We start from the raw sequence: 16,691 nt of genomic DNA on the forward strand, positions 1-16,691 counted from the left end.
GCTTGTCCGAACCCTGTGGAGGGCGCCGCTCAATCCCCCCGTTCCGATCGGGTTTCTCGTCAGGCTCGCGCGGCTGGTTTTGCGTGCAGCATGCGGCAGGCCATGCCAGCGCATGCTGAATGATGCAGAACCGCAACGAGGGCATTGCGGTGGCCGCGATTGTCGGATATTGTATCCAATATAGTGAGGATGCGGAGAAAGAGATCATGAAGCATAAAGACAAGGTCGTTCTGGTCACGGGTGCGGCTCAGGGGCTGGGCTTTGCCTGCGCGAAGCGCTTTTACGACGATGGCGCCAAGGTGGTGCTGGTCGATATCCAGGCTGATCTGGTTCGTGAAAAGGCGGAGCTTCTGGGTGACCGCGCGACATGGATGGTCGCTGATTTTTCCGAAATCTCGCGCGATATGGCCCGGAAGGTGATCGAGAAGGCCGTCAGCCATTTTGGCGGGCTGGATATTCTCGTCAACAATGCCGGCATTATCCATATGGAAGAATTCGTCGATTTTTCCGAGGAGGCCTTCGATCGCGTCCAGCGCGTCAATCTCAAGGCACCGTTCCTGCTCGGGCAGGCGGCGGCGAAAGTCATGATCGATCAGGGCCGTGGCGGTTCCATTATCAACATGTCGTCCATCAATGCGCTGCTGGCCATTCCCAATTCGGTGGCTTATGCCGTCTCCAAGGGCGGGCTCAAGCAGTTGACGGCGGTCATGGCCGTGGGGCTGATCCCGCATGGCATTCGTGTCAACGCCATCGGGCCGGGCACCATCCTGACCGAACTGGCCCAGGCGGTCATGGCCAATGACAGCCAGCGCAAGACCATCATGTCCCGCACGCCCGCCGGGCGGTGTGGTCAGCCTTCCGAAGTGGCGAGTGTCGCCTCCTTCCTGGCCAGTGACGATGCATCCTATATCGTCGGGCAGACCATCTACCCCGATGGCGGCCGCCTGGTCCTGAACTATACGGTCCCTGTCGAGGAGTGATGCCGGGGCTTCGGGCCGCATGCGCCGCGGCCCGAAGCGTGCCTGAAACGGCCCATTTCGCGCATCTTGGGGCGGCGGGGGCTGATGTATGGCGGACTTGCCTGCCCTGGGCGGGGTGCCAGCGCCAGTCGGTTTGTCGGTGGTCAGTGTCTCGACGGCGCTGGTTGTGGCGCAGCAAGGGAAGACCTGCGATGGGTGTCGGGCAGCCGGTCTATAACGTCATTTCATCCTGACGGAGCAGTATCTGGCATGGCCGGGGTTGTGAAGAAAAAGACGATTTCATCGCAGGTGGCGGATATTCTTCGGCAGAAGATCCTGTCCGGCGAATATGAAGCGAACACGGCCATAAGGCAGGAACATATCGCGGCTGAACTGGGTGTCAGCCGCATACCCGTTCGCGAAGCCCTGCATCAGCTCTATTCCGAAGGCTTTGTCGAACTGATTTCCCATAAGGGAGCCGTCGTCTCTTCGGTTTCGCTTGAAGAAATACTCGAACTTTACGAACTGCGCGCGAGAATTGAAACTTGGCTGATCGCCCTGGCCATTCCCCGCATGACCGAAGCCGATTTTGCCAAGGCCGAGGCCGCCGCGCGGGAATTCGGGTCCTGGGGGGCGGAGGATGATTATTCCTACGAGCATAACTGGAATTTTCACGCAGCCCTTTACGCGGCCTCGGGCCGGAAGACGACGATCGAGATGGTGGGGAAAATCCACCTGCAGATCGAACGCTACGAACGGATGATGGTCTCGCTGACCGGCCTGCAGGCCAAGTCGGACCGCGAACACTGGCAGCTTATGGAATTCTGCCGCAGGCAGGATACGGATGCGGCTGTCGCCCTCCTGGAGAAGCATATTCTCGACGGCGGGCAGATCCTGATCGAACGTCTCAAGGCAATTCGTGACGGGTAAAAGGTTTTTTCAGGAACGGTCCAAGGCTTGCTGGCCTACGGGTGCGGCACGCGTGGCAAGGCTGTGCCCCATGACCGGGTCGGTGGACGGGGTGCGGTGGGGCTGGCCAGTTTAGCCGAATGAACAGGGATTTAGGGTGGCGGAGCCCACGGGTTCATGCACGTGCAACGCCAGGAAGACAGGAGTGGTAAGTGGCGGGATCGAAAACAGGGACAGTCCTTATTGCCGGTGGTGCCATCATGGGCAGTTTCATCGCGTATTTTTTGAAAAAACAGGGGTTTGCGGGCGAGATCACCGTATTGGAGGCCGATCCGACCTATGTGCGTTCGTCAACGGCGTTGTCCGCGGCATCGATCCGCACCCAGTTCGGCTGTCCCGTCAATGTGCACATGAGCCTGTTCGGGGCTGACCTGTTTCGCAATATCCGTAGTGAATTCGGGCCGGATGCCGATATCGGGTTTGTCGAGAAAGGCTATCTTATCATCGGGCCCGAAGGTTCGCAGGACGAACGGCGGGCAGGGGTTGCCATGCAGAACGGGGAAGGGGCGGATATCGTGGCTCTGACACCGGATGAGGCCCAACGCCGTTTTGCCTGGCTGAATGTGGAAGACATAGGTATCGCAACCTTCGGCCTGAAGAACGAAGGCTGGTTCGATGCCTGGTCCCTGCTGCAACTGGTGCGCAAGGCCGCGATCGGGATGGGTGTTACGTACCGGCAGGCACAGGTCGATACGGTTGAAGTGCATGGCGGCCGCGCCACGGGCATGCGGCTGGCAACGGGGGAGTTGCTTGCTGCGGACTGGTGCATCAACGCGGCCGGCCCGAAGGCGGCCCATATCGTGCGCGACCTGGCGCCTGCCTTGCCGGTCGAGCCGCGCAAGCGCACGGTTTTTTCCATCAAGGCCCCGCTCGATGCGGCTGATTTTCCCATGCTGTTCGATGCGTCCGGCGCATGGATACGCCCCGAAGGGCAGGGGTTTATCTGCGGTATCGCCCCACCCGAACATAATGACCCGGACGCCACGGGGGATTTCGAACCCGCGTATGACCTGCTTGAAGACGTGGTCTGGCCCGCACTGGCCCAACGGGTTCCCGCCCTGGAGCGGTTGCGGGTGGAACGGTCATGGGCCGGGCATTACGAGATCAATACACTCGACCACAATGCCGTGATCGGCCCGCATGACGAAATCCCGAATCTTCTGTTTGCTAATGGTTTTTCGGGGCATGGGGTCATGCATGCCCCTGCCGCCGGGCGGGCCATTGCCGAACATGTCCTGACCGGCGCTTACCAGAGCCTGGACCTGAGCCCGCTGGGGTTTGGCAGGATCCGTTCGCGCACACCCTTGCATGAAACGGTTGTCTACTAGGCGCGATCGCAACGCGCGCGTGCCTGCGCCGGGGGCAGGCACATTGCGTCTTGTGCGATACCCTCCACAATATGATTTTGTGGTGATTGATTCGTGGGCGAAACTTCCCCGGACTGGTTTGCCGGCCGGGTTTGGAAATATCGGGCGCAGAGACCATGGGGCAAAGGCAGGGTAGCGGATGTTGAAACTTTCCATGGCCGGGTCGGAGGCAATTCTGGTGGATGCGGCGTCAGGCGCGTTCGACCAGGCGATCCAGCAGCGGATCTGGGCGTTCGCGAAGAAAATGCGCGGCATTGACGGGATAGAACAGGTCGTGCCGGGTGTTAACAACGTGCTGGTCGTTTTCGACTCCCTGCATGTGTCGGGGGAGGCGGTGGAAGCGCTCATTCGCAAGGAATGGGCCGGGGCCGGGCTTGAAACGCCATCCGCCAAGGTGGTGGATGTGCCGGTTCATTACGGTGGGGCATTGGGCGAGGACCTGGCCAGCGTGGCGCAGGAAAGCGGGCTTTCGGTAGCGGAGGTCATTGCCCGGCACAGTGGCGCGGATTATTCCGTCGCCGCCGTGGGGGCCATGCCGGGCTTCGTCTATCTAACCGGGCTGGACCCTGCTTTGGCCGTGCGCAGGCGTAATACCCCGCGGCTGAGCGTTCCCAAGGGCGCGGTAGTGATCGGGGGCGGGCATGCGGGTATCATGCCCTGTACCGCACCCTCTGGCTGGCATATCCTGGGCATGACGGATATCGATCTGTTTTCGCTCGAACGGGCTGATCCGCTTTTGCTCCACCCAGGCGATGTCGTGCGCTTCCATCCGGTGGAAGGATGAGCACCATGCAACGCAACAGCCAGGACGGGGCGCTGGAAATTCTGGCAAGCAGCACCCTGAACAGCATCCAGGACCAGGGGCGGCGCCATTCGCTGACATTGGGGGTTTCCGTCGGCGGGGCGATGGACCGTTTTGCCCTGTCGGCGGGGAACGCCCTGATCGGCAACGATCTGTCCCTTGCGGGGATCGAAGTCGTCTTTTTCCCCTTCCGCCTGAAATTCCATGCCGACACCGTTTTCGCCCTCACAGGGGCCGATACGGGCGCGAATCTGGATGGCAGCCCCATACCCGCCTGGTGGGCCGTGCCCGCCAGGGCGGGGCAGGTTCTTTCGCTGGGCGCACCGCGCGTGGGCGCACGCGCCTATATTGCCGTGACAGGCGGGATCGACGTGCCGGTCGTGCTGGGTTCCCGCGCGACGGATCAAAAAGGTGGCTTTGGCGGCATTGGCGGGCGGGGCCTGCAACGCGGGGACAGGCTGCCCCTTGGTGCGCCCACTTTGGGTTCGATCACGGGCAACCCAAAGGCTTTTCCGCAGGCCGGGCTGGGGGCTGCGATACAATGGCCCGAAGTGCGGGCGGATGCGCACACAACCGTACGTGTCCTGCCCGCGGCCGAATGGGACCGGTTCGCGCCCGAAGTGCAGGAGCAGTTCCTGTCCGTGCCCTGGCAGGTCAGTGCCGATGCCAACCGTGTAGGCTACCGGCTGAGCGGGCCCGAACTGGTGGCCCTGTGCCAGGACAGCCTGATGTCGCATGGTATTGTGCCCGGCACGATCCAGGTGCCATCGTCCGGGCAGCCTATCGTGCAACTGGCTGATGCCAATACCTGTGGCGGATACCCCAAGATCGCAACGGTGATCGAAGCCGACCAGCGTCTTCTGGCCCAGACACGGGTGGGCGGGCAGGTCCGCTTCGTGCTGGCCACCCGCGCGCAGGCACAGGCGGCCCTTAGGGCCCAGCATGATGATCTTCTGGCTCTTTCGCGCGCTCTCGGCACCGTTACGGCCTGATACGAAAAAACCGATACTACTTTATTTCGCCCTGCAAGGATGACAAACATGACACAGACCGGCCAACACGAAGTGGATCTGAATGCCGACCTGGGAGAAGGGTTCGGCTGCTACAAGATCGGCGATGACGATGCCATGCTCTCGATTGTGACATCGGCCAACGTCGCCTGCGGGTTCCATGCGGGAGATCCCGAGATCATGGCCGCGACTTTTCGCAAGGCAAAGGAACTGGGCGTGCGGATTGGCGCGCATCCCGGTTTTCCAGATCTGTGGGGGTTCGGGCGGCGTGTCATGCCGTTTTCACCGGCGGAAATCGAACGGCTTGTCGCCTATCAGGTCGGGGCCGCCATGGGCATGGCCGCCTATAGCGGGGAAAGCCTGCGCTACGTCAAGCCCCATGGTTCGTTGGGGAACCTGACCGAAAGCAACACCGACATTGCGGAGGCCGTCGCGCGCGCCATTCACGCAGTAGACCCGAAGCTTCCCGTTCTGGCGATTGCCGGCGGACAGCTCGATCTTTGCGCGCGTGCTCGGAACATGACAGTGTTTTCGGAAATTTTTGCAGATCGCGGCTATACGGAAGAAGGCCGCCTTGTCTCAAGAAAGCTGCCCGGAGCCCTGATCCACGACCCGGAATATGCGGCGGCCCGCGCGGTGCGGATGGTGCAGACCGGGGCGGTGGAAACGCTGTCAGGCGCCATGGTGCCGGTCAGGATCGATTCAATCTGCGTGCACGGCGATAATGCCCATTCGGTCGAGGTGGCCCGCCGGGTGCGCGAAGCGCTGGTTGCCGCCGGTATCGCCGTGCGCGCCTTTTGCTAAGGCATGTCCAACCGCCCCAAGCCCCCGCAAGGGATGGACAGGGATAGACAGGGGTAGACCATGAATCTCGACTTGCTGGATGCCTTGATGGCGCTGATGGCCGAACACGGGATCGAGGAACTCGATCATACCGAGAACGGTGTCAGGGTGCATCTGAAGCGGGCGGCCCAGGCCGATCCCCAACAGGGTGTGCTGGCTGCCCGCCCTGCGCCCGCGCTGCACGCCAACGTGCCTGTGGCGGCCGCACCGGCCGCGACCGCCGAAGTATCGCAAAACCGCGCACCCGCTCAGGAGGAGATTACAGCCCCCATGGTCGGGGTCTTCTACCTGGCTCCGGCCCCCGATGCGCCGCCTTTCGTCAAAGAAGGCGATGTGGTGGCCGAAGGGGCTGCGCTGTACATTCTGGAAGTCATGAAGACACTGAACCGGGTCGTGGCTGAATTTGCCTGCCGTATCGTGCGGATTGCGGCAAAAAACGGCGAAATGGTCGAGGCCGGAACGCCCCTGTTCGTTGTGGAGCGTATCAATGACGCTGACATTTGACACTGTCCTTATCGCCAACCGGGGCGAGGTCGCGTTGCGCATTGCGCGTGCGTGCAAGGTGCTGGGCCTGGCTTCTGTCGGCCTTTACGCGGAAGGGGACGATGCCCAGCGTCATCTGGCGCTGGTGGACAGGGCAATCTGCATCGGCCCGGCTGCACCCGGCAAGAGCTACCTCGACAAGGAACGGGTGCTGCGTGCCGCCCGTCTTACGGGTGCCCAGGCCATTCATCCGGGCTATGGTTTCCTGTCCGAGAACGCGGCATTCGCCCAGGCTGTGGCCGAAGCGGGGCTGACCCTGATCGGGCCGCCGGCCGCCATTATCCGCGCCATGGGCGACAAGATCGAAGCCCGTCGCCAGATGATGGCCGCAGGCGTGCCCTGCCTGCCCGGAACCGAAGGTGCGCTGCCCGAGGACATGGCGCAGGCCCATGCATTATGCGAGGCGGTGGGTTATCCGCTGATCGTCAAGGCATCGGGCGGGGGCGGCGGGCGCGGGATGAGGGTTGTCAACTCTCCCGCCGAACTGGACTCTGCCATCCAGACCGCGCGGCAGGAGGCGGTTCACGCTTTCGCCAATGGTGACCTTTATGCCGAACGGTTCCTGACAACACCACGCCATATCGAAATCCAGGTCCTGGCGGACCAGATGGGGCATGCGCTCTGGCTTAGCGATCGGGACTGTTCCGTCCAGCGCAGGCACCAGAAACTGGTGGAGGAAGCCCCGGCCCACGGCATATCGCGCGCGGCAGTGGCGGAGCTTGGGCAACACTGCGTAGCGGCCTGCCAGCGCATGGGCTATGTGGGGGCGGGAACATTCGAATTCCTTTATGAAGACGGCAGGTTTTATTTCATTGAAATGAACACGCGCCTTCAGGTCGAACATCCCGTAACGGAAATGGTGACCGGGATCGATATCGTGGCCGAGCAGATCCGGGTGGCCGGCGGGTTGCCACTTTCGATCAGCCAGGACCAGATCACGCTGGACGGGCATTCCATCGAATGCCGGATCAATGCCGAGGATCCGCAAAAATTCATTCCCAGCCCGGGTAAAATCACCCGCTGGCGTCCGCCCGGCGGGCCTGGCGTGCGGGTGGAAAGCCATTTGTACGAGGGGTATACGATCCCGCCGTCCTATGACTCGCTCATTGCAAAACTTGTTGTCCATGGCGCGACGCGGGCCGATGCGATCGCGCGCATGAAGGCGGCTTTGGGCGAAATGGAAATTGGTGGCGTTCTGACGACAATCCCGTTGCATCAACGCCTGATGGATGAAAGTGCTTTCAAAAGTGCTGATATTTCCGTGCATTATCTGGAAAAACTTCTAAGCCGGGATGATGGGGGCAGCAATGGGCAGTAACCATGCCGTAACGGATCGCGTTGCCCGTCTGCGCGATATCGTTGCCAGAATGCGCCAGGGCGGGATGGCCCTGCTGGATTATGACGATGGCCAGACACGGCTTTTGCTGCGCCTGGCGCCAGAACCGGGTGCGCAAAACGCGGTTTCGGCACCGCTACCCCCGCCTGCCCAGCCGGCGAGTGCGGCTGTGCCCAGCCCGGATCTGGGTGTGTTCCACGCCACCCACCCGCCTGCAAGCGGCAAGGGCATGGCGGTTGGTGACAAAGTCAGTGCAGGGCAGATCATGGCGTTTGTCGAAGTGGGGCCGATCGTCCTGCCTGTTGTCGCCCCGGCTGGCGGGCAGATTGGCACCATCAACGCGGTTGAAGGGCAGAGTGTCGGCTATCATGAAGTGCTGTTCGAGATCGCACCTGCCTGATCTGTACCGGTGATGGCAGCATCCATATTGGTGCGCGATCAGGGGAAGGTATATGAGTTTGCAAAATTCTTCGGCAGCGCAGGAAAAGTCGCAAGGTAGCGAAAAACCACCGTCGGCGGGGCCTGTCTCGCGCTCGCGGGTGCCGAGATTCGCTATTAGGAAAATGCCATGAATGTTCTGATCGTATACGCGCATCCCGAACCCAAATCCTATAACGGCGCCATGAAGGATATTGCGGTGCGGACCCTGTTGGAACAGGGGCACGTGGTTACGGTCAGTGACCTGTATGCCATGAATTTTTCTCCTGTTCTGGGTGTGGGCGATTTCCCTGAAGGCTTGCAGGACCCGTCGTGCCTGAATCTTGCGAAGGAACAGACCTATGCGTATGAGGCGGGCACCCTGTCGGCGGATATTCGCGCCGAACAGGAAAAGCTGCGCCAGGCGGATCTGGTTATTTTCCAGTTCCCGATCTGGTGGTTTGGTATGCCCGCGATCATGAAAGGCTGGGCCGATCGTGTCTTTGCGCGGGGCTTTGCCTATAGTGCCGGGCGCAAATACGATACGGGCCTGTTCAGGGGCAAGACGGCCATGGTGGCCGCAACGACCGGCACATCGGCCGATACCTATGCGCCGGACGGCATCGATGGGGATATTTTAAGCGTTCTGTGGCCGGTGCATAATGGCCTGCTGCGCTATACCGGTTTTGACGTGATCTCGCCTTTCATTGCCTACATGCCCGGGCGGATGACGGAGCACATGCGGACCGCCAGGCTGGAGGAATACCGCCAGCGCCTGCAAAATCTGGACAGGACGCCACGTCTTTTCTTCCATCCCGCAGCGGATTACGGGCCGAATGAACGCCTGTTGCCCGGGGTTCTGGCGCGCTCGGGTATTCAGCGCAACGTCTGAACGGTGCCGCCCGACGGGCCTGCCAAGGGAGTTGCAGGATACCGGCTAACCGCGCCCGTGCGGGGGAGGGCGCGGTTTTATGTTTACATCTCATAAAGCCTTGCGTATCATTGCGCCCGTTTTCTAACGCCTTGAATATATGGCTTTTTTAGCGCCATGCGGGCTGCTGTCCCTTGTTTACCAAGGGCGGGGTGCCTGCCGGAATGGAGGGCGCGGACCCTTCTGGTTTGAATATCAGTCATTTTCAGGATCATAAGGGCTTTTTGATGTCCGTGGTAAAGAGCGAACGTACGGAGCGTATAGGCGCGCTCTACCGTGAACCGGCAGGTTTTTTCGATTTCGCGGCGTTTACGGCGGCCCGCCCCACAAAGGCTGCAATCCTGGCTGTTTTTGTAGGTTTTATTGCTGTCTGGACCTTTTTCTACACGGTTACGGAAGCCCCGGTCCCCATCAAGCACGACATGACAGAGGCCTATGCCTGGGGGCAGGAATTCCAGTTCGGGTACCATCAGCACCCGCCATTCTGGGCGTGGCTATGCGGAATCTGGTTCAAGACTTTCCCCACGACACCGCTTTTTTTCGCGGCTCTCAGCGCTACCAATGCGGCTGTCGGCCTGCTGGGTGTCTGGTATCTTCTGGGGTGTCTGGTCTCTGGCCCGCGGCGTGTCGCAGCCTGGGCGTTACTGCTACTGACCCCGCTTTATACATTCTACGCCTATAAATTTGATGCCAATATCATTTTTCTCTCGGTATGGCCCTGGACGCTTTTTTTCTTTTTCCGCTCCGTCTCGCGGCCCGGCCTGTCATCGGCACTTGGCCTGGGCATTATGGTGGGGTTTGGCCTGTTGTCCAAATATTACGTGCTGCTGCCTCTGGCCGGGTGCGTGGGCGCGGCGCTGGTCGCCGCACCGGGGCGGCAATGGCTGGCTTCGCGCTGGCCATGGGTGTCGGCAGTTGTGGCCTTGCTCACTTTCGCGCCGCACCTGCTGTGGCTGGCGCAGAACCAGGCTCCGCCGTTGCATTATCTGGGCAGCAAGCTGGGTGCTCCCTGGCACGAGGTCTGGCACCGGGCCCTGCGGGCAGGGGGTGGGCTGTGCGGCATGATGCTGGGTGTTGTGGGGGTTGTCGCAGGCGTAGCGGTAATGGGGCGTGCCCTTTCGGCTTCGCCCGCGCAGGCCCAGCCCCCTGCTGCCGAGCCGGCAGTTCTGTCGCCTGATCAGTGGCGCATGGTCGCGGTGGTGACCCTGACCCCGGTTATCCTGACCGAGCTATCGGCCCTGATGCTGAAAACCGTCGTGATGGATGAAATGATGATCGGGGTGGTGCCGCTGGCACCGCTGCTGGTCATGCAGGCTTTTCCCCACTGCCCGACCCGCCTTCTGGCCAAAGTCAGCGTATATGGCGCGGCTCTGCTCAGTCTTGGCGCGGTGGCGGCGGCCCCGGCCTATGCGTATTGGCGTGTGGCGCACCAGCAGAGATGGCTCAAGCAGGCGCCGGTCGAAGAAATCGTGCTGGAAGCCACGGCTTTGTGGCAGCGCCATGTTCCGGCCCCGCTGACCTATGTCAGCGGATCCTTTACCATGGAAAACGGGGCGGCGTTCTACAGCCCGGCGCATCCGCACAGTTTTGTCGGGCATGATTTCAACCAGGCCTTATGGGTGACGCCCGAACGCATTCGTGACCACGGGCTGCTGTCCATCTGCGTTGCGGACGACCTGATTTGCCTGCAAAATGCCGCCCGGTTCGCGACCGCGCAAACGCTCCGCGTGCCGGTGACCCTGTCGCATCGCTTTCTCGGCTACAGCGCCAATCCTGTTGCCTATATCGTGGTTATTACACCCCCGCTTGCCCGATAGGCACGATATTCCGCGTCATGGGGCGGGGGATTATGGCCCGGTGCCCGGCCGTGCTATGAAGGGTATGGGCGTATGCTGGCCTGATCGCAGCGGCGACCCTGACCTGGCCGTTGGTGCCAGGTGTGTTCTTTCAGCCAGGAATCCTTGGAGATGAAACTGTGTCGTTTTGGCAAGGACGGGGCGGAACGTGCCGGGCTGGTCGATGCCCAGGGTGTTCTGCGCAGCCTTGAAGGCCATGTGGCCGATATCACCCCCGACAAACTTGCCCCCGAACATCTGGCCCGACTGGCAGGTCTTGACCCGGCAAGCCTGCCTGTCGTGGCAGGGCCTGTCCGTTACGGGGTGCCGGTTGCCGGTATTGGCAAATATATCTGCATCGGCCTGAATTACCGCGACCACGCACAGGAAGCCGGGCTGGCCATCCCGCCCGAGCCGATCATTTTTCTCAAGGCGATCAGCGCATTATGCGGCCCGGACGACGGTATTCTTCCCCCTGTGGGATCAACCCGCCTGGATTGGGAGGTTGAACTGGCCGTGATCATCGGATCGCGCGCCAGCAACGTGGCGGAGGATGCGGCACCGGAGCATGTGGCGGGTTATTGTGTTGCCAACGATGTGTCCGAACGTGCTTTTCAGATGCAGTCCAGCCAGTGGGACAAGGGCAAGGGTTGCGACACGTTCGGCCCGCTGGGCCCATGGCTCGTAACCCGGGACGAGGTCCCCGACCCGCAGAACCTCGGCCTGTGGCTGGATGTCAACGGGCGGCGGATGCAGGCGGGCAACACGTGCAACATGATTTTTCCGGTGGCGGAGATCGTCTCCTATGTCAGCCGCTACATGACGCTGCTGCCGGGCGACGTTATCGCCACCGGCACGCCGCCGGGTGTCGGCATGGGCATGCGGCCGCCTGTCTACCTGCAAGCGGGCGATGTGGTGGAACTCGGGATTGACGGGCTGGGCCGACAAAGGCAAATCGTCGCGGGCTAGATGCCCGTTCGGCACAGCTGTTTCAATCACCCCTGTTCGGTGCGCCTGCGCGAGCACCGTTCCGGCCCGTTGCATGAAGATCGCGCATGATAACCCGTCTGTTCCCGTTCTGGGCCATTGTTGTTTCCGCCCTGGCCGTATTCTGGCCCGCACCGTTCCTGCGGATCACGCCCGCCGTCACGTTTTTGCTGGCGTTTATCATGTTCACCATGGGGGTCACGCTGACACCGGGCGATTTCGGGCGGATTGCGCGCAGGCCATGGCCCGTTCTGGCCGGGGTGGGGCTGCATTATCTGGTCATGCCGCTGGCGGCGTGGCTGATCGCCCATGCGCTGCACATGTCCCCCGACCTTGCGACTGGCATGGTGCTTGTGGGCTGTGTCGCCAGCGGCACGGCGTCCAATGTCATGATCTATCTGGCGCGGGGGGATGTCGCCCTTTCGGTCAGCATCAGCATGCTGTCTACCCTGGTGGGTATTGTGGCCACACCGCTTCTGACACGGCTGTATGTGTCCGCCGGGGTGGCGGTCGATAGCTGGGGGCTGTTTCGCAGTATCGTGACAATGGTCGCCCTGCCGGTGCTGGGCGGAGTTGTCGTCAATACGCTGTGCCACCGTGCCGTGCGCCGGGTGGAACCCGCCTTGCCCTTGGTGGCCATGGTCTCGATCCTGAGCATTATCGCCTGTATCGTGGCCGGGGTGGGCCCGTCTTTGGCATCGGCCGGGCCTGTCGTCCTGCTTGGCGTGGTCGCCCATAACGCGCTGGGGCTTCTGGGCGGGTATTGGGGCGGGCGCGCTCTGGGGTTTGACGAGGCCGTGTGCCGCACGCTGGCCCTTGAGGTCGGCATGCAGAATTCAGGCCTGGCCGCCACATTGGGGCGGCTTTATTTCTCACCCCTGGCGGCCCTGCCGGGCGCTGTCTTTTCCATCTGGCATAATATTTCCGGCTCCGCCCTTGCCGCCTTATGGGCCGGACGGCCCGCGAAAACGCGCAGGCCCTAGCCCGCAGACCGCGTGGCCCGGCCCCGCGTTCGCGCAACGCAGGGCCGGGCCGGCAAAGGCAGCGCGGTTCAAGGCGCGGTATCCACCAGGACGATTTCACTGTCCTCCAGCGCGGTGATTTTGAGGACATCCACATCGGAAATCGCGACACCGTCGCGCTCGTTCACGGTTTGCCCGTCAATCTCAACGCGGCCCCGGGCCATTACCAGATAGCCCAGCCGGTCTGCCCCCAGGGCGTAGTCGGTGCTCTGCCCCTTGTTCAGCGTTGCACCCAGTACCCGTGCATCCGCATGGATCGGCAGGGCGTCGCCATCGTCCTTCCGGCCCGAGGCCAGGGCCACGAAACGCCCGGCCCGCTCACCCTTGGGGAACATCCGGCTGCCCCAGGACGGCGCATGGCCGCCGCGGTTGGGCATGATCCAGATCTGGAAAAGCCGGGTGGTGCTGTCTTCCAGGTTATGCTCGGCATGGCGTATGCCCGTTCCAGCCGACATGACCTGCACATCCCCCGCTTCCGTCCGGCCCGTATTGCCCAGGCTGTCCTGGTGGGTAATCGCACCTTCACGGATATAGGTGATGATTTCCATGTCCCGGTGCGGATGCGCGCCAAAGCCGGTGCCCGGGGCAATCGCATCGTCGTTCCAGACGCGCAGTGCGCCCCAATGCATGCGATCGGGGTCGTGGTAGTCCGCGAACGAGAAGTGATGCCTTGCATCCAGCCAGCCATGATCCGCGTGGCCGAGTTTTTCAAAGGGGCGAATTTCAATCATTGTCGTGTCTTTCTGTCCTGGATTGCGTTTGTCTTCAGGCAGACCATATCGCGTCGGCCATAATGTTTTAAATGGAAATAAACGAAATGCTTTGTTTCCATTTAGTGTGTTATACCTTGAAGGCAGGGCTGTGGCCCCCATGTGGTTATGGGGTTGCAAACCGCAGCCAGCGTTTGTTTGTGGAGTTGCGCGATGCGCCTGCCTGATTTTGAAGCATGGGCGATTTTTGCCAAGGTCGCGGAGCAGGGGTCGTTCTCCCGCGCGGCGGAGGCGGTTCAACTCTCCAAACCCACAATCTCCAAGGCGGTCGGGCGTCTGGAACGTGCGTTGGGCGTGGCCCTGTTCAACCGCAATTCCCGCCAGTTGTCGCTGACCGAAACCGGGCGCGCCCTGCTGGGCCACGCAAACCGGATCCTGGCCGAAGCGGAGGCCGCGGAAAGCGAGGCCAAGGGCGGCACGCTCAAGCCGTCGGGGCTGATCCGCGTGGCCGCCCCCATGACGTTTGGCATACGCCATTTCTCGCCGGTCCTTCCGGGGTTTTTGGAACGCTACCCCGATGTGGATATTACCGTCGATTTCAGTGACGCAATCATCGACCTTGTGGCCGAAGGCTATGACCTGGCCCTGCGTATCGCATCGCTGGCGGATTCCGCCCTGCGCGCGCGGCGTCTTTGCCCGGTGCGCCTTCTGCTTGTGGCAACGCCTGCCTATCTGGACGGGATCGGGCGGCCCCGGCACCCGCGTGATCTGCAAAGCAGGAAAGGCTTTGTCTACACCAACACCTCTGCCCCCGGCATGGTGCGGTTGAAACATGAACCAACGGGCAAGGATTTCGTGCTTTCACAGGCATCGCGCCTGCGCGCCAACAATGCCGAGGCTTTCCTGCCCGCGCTGGAGGCGGGGCTGGGGTTTGGCCTGTTCCCTGAATTCATGGTCTCCGAAGGCCTGCGCTCGGGCTTGCTGGAACGCATCTTGCCGCAGTGGGAGGCCCCGCCCGTGGCCCTGTATATCGTAACCCCGGCCAGTTCCCTGCGCCCTGTCAGGGTCAGCGCTTTTCTCGATTATCTGGTCAAGGCGTTCGAGCACCCGCCATGGTGCGACACCGAGCCCGAAACGATACCCGCCCCGGCCTGAAACGCGCGGGGCGGGGCTGTCATCAGGCCAGTTTAAGGGCCAGTTGGGCCACGCGCGCGCCCAGGAACCTTGCCCCATCAAGCTCGTTCGCGCTGGGGTTGCGGGCGCCATCGCCGCCCGCAATCGTGGTGGCCCCGTAAGGCGACCCGCCCGTGACCTCATCCAGCCGTGTCTGGCCCTGGAAGGTATAGGGCAGTCCCGCGATCAGCATGCCATGGTGCAGCAGATTGGTGATGAGGGAGAACAGGGTGGTTTCCTGCCCACCATGCTGCGTGGCGGTGGAGGTAAAGGCCGCGCCGATCTTGCCAACCAGGGCTCCCTTGGCCCACAGCCCGCCGGTCTGGTCCCAGAAATTGGCCATCTGCGCGGGTATGCGGCCATAGCGGGTGGGTGCCCCCACGATAATGGCGTCATAATCGGGCAGTTCGGCGGTTGTCGCAATCGGTGCGGCCTGATCGGTCTTGAAATGATGCGCCTGCGCGACAGAGTCGGGCACAAGTTCGGGCACGCGCTTGACCTCCACGGCAACACCTTCGGCACGCGCGCCTTCGGCAATGGCGTGGGCCATGATTTCGAGGTGACCGTAGCTGGAATAATACAGAACAAGGATTTTCGTCATGTCTTCAGTCCTTCCCAAAAAATACCCGTGATCCACGCCGGTGTTTTTTCCGATCCCCAGCGGAGCCATTGTGGATCCGGGCGGTTCCTGACTGGATATCGGAGGTGGAGGCGCGTAAGAACAGAAACTTCATAAACACTCCATTTCCGATTTTTGCCTTGATCCCTGCATTCCCATGCGCCCCGGGGTTTGCGACAGGTCGGACCGTCTGGGTCACGGACGCTCCTGTGGTAAGACGTTCCAGAACGGATGAAGTCGCCAATACGTGCCCCGATCGGGTGTGGCCATGGGTGTCCCGATGGGGGCCTGCTGTTCACCATCCCTGCGAAAAGCCGGTATTGAAGGTCTGCCTGTGGTGGGCCAGACTGTTAAACACCCGTAACAGGTGCCGGTTTGCACGCGCAGGCCATGGCTTGGTCCAGAACAAGGAGACACAGACCCCATGCGACCCAGCAAGCGTATCGTGGCCGCCCGGAATGAAACCGCCCGAACGGGGGCCAGCCGCAATGCGGCGGCCAGGCAGACCGAAGACCTGGCGACCGGATCGCTGGCCAGCCCGGCGCGTGAACTCACCTTGGAAGAATCGCTGGGGGCCCAGGTCCGCCAGCTTCGTCGCCGGGCCGAACTGACGGGGGGCGACCTGGCAGCAGCGGCGGGTATTTCGCTGGGTATGCTCTCAAAAATCGAAAACGGGCAGATCTCGCCCTCGTTGGCGACCTTGCAGGCGGTCTGTCGGGCGTTGTCCGTGCCGCTCAGCCAGCTTTTCGCAACGGCCGAGGAACAGCATGACTGCTCTTTCGTCAAGACCGGGCAGGGTGTGGCGATCGAACGCCGCGGCACCAAGGCGGGCCACCATTACAGGCTGCTGGGCCATCTGCTGAGCGGGCCCGTGGTCATGGAACCGTATCTGATCACGCTGGATGAAGACGCCCAGCCTTATACGAGCTTTCGGCATCAGGGCGTGGAACTGCTGTACATGCTCACCGGGCGGGTGGCGTACCGCCACGGGGAAGAAATTTATGAAATGGGACCGGGTGACACGCTGATGTTCGACAGCCAGGCGCCGCACGGCCCCGAAAAGCTGATCGAAACCCCCATGACCTATCTGTCGATCATCGTTTATCCGCGCCAGGTCGAGGGGTGAGGATATTTTCCTTTCAGGAAATTTTTATTCTTTTGTGTTGAC

17 protein-coding genes are annotated in these 16,691 nt (G+C 61.9%); 15 read left to right on the forward strand and 2 right to left on the reverse strand.

Annotated features, from left to right (window positions below):
* Nucleotides 1-119 precede the first annotated feature (119 nt).
* From J2D77_RS11430 to panS, 13 genes are all read left to right on the forward strand, one after another.
* Nucleotides 120-980 (forward strand): SDR family NAD(P)-dependent oxidoreductase, encoded by an 861-nt coding sequence (locus tag J2D77_RS11430; protein ID WP_230975738.1) that lies wholly within the window; start codon nt 120-122, stop codon nt 978-980.
* Nucleotides 981-1,229: 249 nt separating this feature from the next.
* Nucleotides 1,230-1,889 carry a GntR family transcriptional regulator gene (locus J2D77_RS11435; protein ID WP_207846411.1) on the forward strand — a complete coding sequence of 220 codons (660 nt, stop codon included), beginning with the start codon at nt 1,230-1,232 and terminating at the stop codon, nt 1,887-1,889.
* Nucleotides 1,890-2,080: 191 nt separating this feature from the next.
* Nucleotides 2,081-3,256, forward strand: coding sequence for an NAD(P)/FAD-dependent oxidoreductase (locus J2D77_RS11440; protein WP_207846412.1), 1,176 nt, complete (start codon nt 2,081-2,083; stop codon nt 3,254-3,256).
* 178 nt (nt 3,257-3,434) lie between these two features.
* Nucleotides 3,435-4,079 (forward strand): 5-oxoprolinase subunit PxpB, encoded by a 645-nt coding sequence (gene pxpB, locus J2D77_RS11445; protein WP_207846413.1) that lies wholly within the window; start codon nt 3,435-3,437, stop codon nt 4,077-4,079.
* A gap of 5 nt (nt 4,080-4,084) precedes the next feature.
* Nucleotides 4,085-5,089, forward strand: coding sequence for a 5-oxoprolinase subunit C family protein (locus tag J2D77_RS11450; RefSeq protein WP_207846414.1), 1,005 nt, complete (start codon nt 4,085-4,087; stop codon nt 5,087-5,089).
* 48 nt (nt 5,090-5,137) lie between these two features.
* Entirely contained in the window at nt 5,138-5,911 is a 774-nt protein-coding gene (locus J2D77_RS11455) for a LamB/YcsF family protein (protein WP_207846415.1), read from the forward strand.
* A 60-nt stretch (nt 5,912-5,971) separates the two neighbouring features.
* Entirely contained in the window at nt 5,972-6,454 is a 483-nt protein-coding gene (locus J2D77_RS11460; RefSeq protein WP_207846416.1) for an acetyl-CoA carboxylase biotin carboxyl carrier protein, read from the forward strand.
* Nucleotides 6,438-7,811 carry an acetyl-CoA carboxylase biotin carboxylase subunit gene (gene accC / locus J2D77_RS11465; RefSeq protein WP_207846417.1) on the forward strand — a complete coding sequence of 458 codons (1,374 nt, stop codon included), beginning with the start codon at nt 6,438-6,440 and terminating at the stop codon, nt 7,809-7,811. Before J2D77_RS11460 ends, accC begins: the two co-directional genes overlap by 17 nt.
* Nucleotides 7,801-8,229 (forward strand): acetyl-CoA carboxylase biotin carboxyl carrier protein subunit, encoded by a 429-nt coding sequence (locus tag J2D77_RS11470; RefSeq protein ID WP_207846418.1) that lies wholly within the window; start codon nt 7,801-7,803, stop codon nt 8,227-8,229. Before accC ends, J2D77_RS11470 begins: the two co-directional genes overlap by 11 nt.
* 168 nt (nt 8,230-8,397) lie before the next feature.
* Complete coding sequence (locus J2D77_RS11475) at nt 8,398-9,138, forward strand: NAD(P)H-dependent oxidoreductase (RefSeq protein ID WP_207846419.1); 741 nt, start codon at nt 8,398-8,400, stop codon at nt 9,136-9,138.
* Between the two features lie 266 nt (nt 9,139-9,404).
* On the forward strand, nt 9,405-10,994 hold the full coding sequence (locus tag J2D77_RS11480; protein WP_207846420.1) for a glycosyltransferase family 39 protein: 1,590 nt from the start codon (nt 9,405-9,407) through the stop codon (nt 10,992-10,994).
* A gap of 150 nt (nt 10,995-11,144) precedes the next feature.
* Nucleotides 11,145-11,981: a fumarylacetoacetate hydrolase family protein gene (locus J2D77_RS11485; RefSeq protein ID WP_207846421.1), complete on the forward strand. Its 837-nt coding sequence runs from the start codon at nt 11,145-11,147 to the stop codon at nt 11,979-11,981.
* A gap of 86 nt (nt 11,982-12,067) precedes the next feature.
* Nucleotides 12,068-12,982, forward strand: a complete 915-nt coding sequence (gene panS / locus J2D77_RS11490; RefSeq protein ID WP_207846422.1) for a ketopantoate/pantoate/pantothenate transporter PanS — start codon at nt 12,068-12,070, stop codon at nt 12,980-12,982.
* Between the two features lie 68 nt (nt 12,983-13,050).
* On the opposite strand, the gene J2D77_RS11495 is transcribed toward panS, so the two are convergent.
* On the reverse strand, nt 13,051-13,752 hold the full coding sequence (locus J2D77_RS11495) for a pirin family protein (RefSeq protein WP_207846423.1): 702 nt from the start codon (nt 13,750-13,752) through the stop codon (nt 13,051-13,053).
* A 192-nt stretch (nt 13,753-13,944) separates the two neighbouring features.
* Here J2D77_RS11495 and J2D77_RS11500 point away from each other — a divergent pair, with 192 nt between their 5' ends.
* A complete protein-coding gene (locus J2D77_RS11500; RefSeq protein WP_207846424.1) occupies nt 13,945-14,886 on the forward strand; it encodes a LysR family transcriptional regulator in 942 nt (313 codons plus the stop codon).
* 22 nt (nt 14,887-14,908) lie between these two features.
* On the opposite strand, the gene wrbA is transcribed toward J2D77_RS11500, so the two are convergent.
* Nucleotides 14,909-15,505, reverse strand: coding sequence for an NAD(P)H:quinone oxidoreductase (wrbA, locus tag J2D77_RS11505; RefSeq protein ID WP_207846425.1), 597 nt, complete (start codon nt 15,503-15,505; stop codon nt 14,909-14,911).
* Nucleotides 15,506-15,947: 442 nt separating this feature from the next.
* Here wrbA and J2D77_RS11510 point away from each other — a divergent pair, with 442 nt between their 5' ends.
* Nucleotides 15,948-16,649: a helix-turn-helix domain-containing protein gene (locus tag J2D77_RS11510; protein WP_207846426.1), complete on the forward strand. Its 702-nt coding sequence runs from the start codon at nt 15,948-15,950 to the stop codon at nt 16,647-16,649.
* The last annotated feature ends 42 nt before the right edge of the window (nt 16,650-16,691 follow it).

It is taken from the genome of Acetobacter garciniae, assembly GCF_017377735.1.
Classification (GTDB): Bacteria; Pseudomonadota; Alphaproteobacteria; order Acetobacterales; family Acetobacteraceae; genus Acetobacter; species Acetobacter garciniae.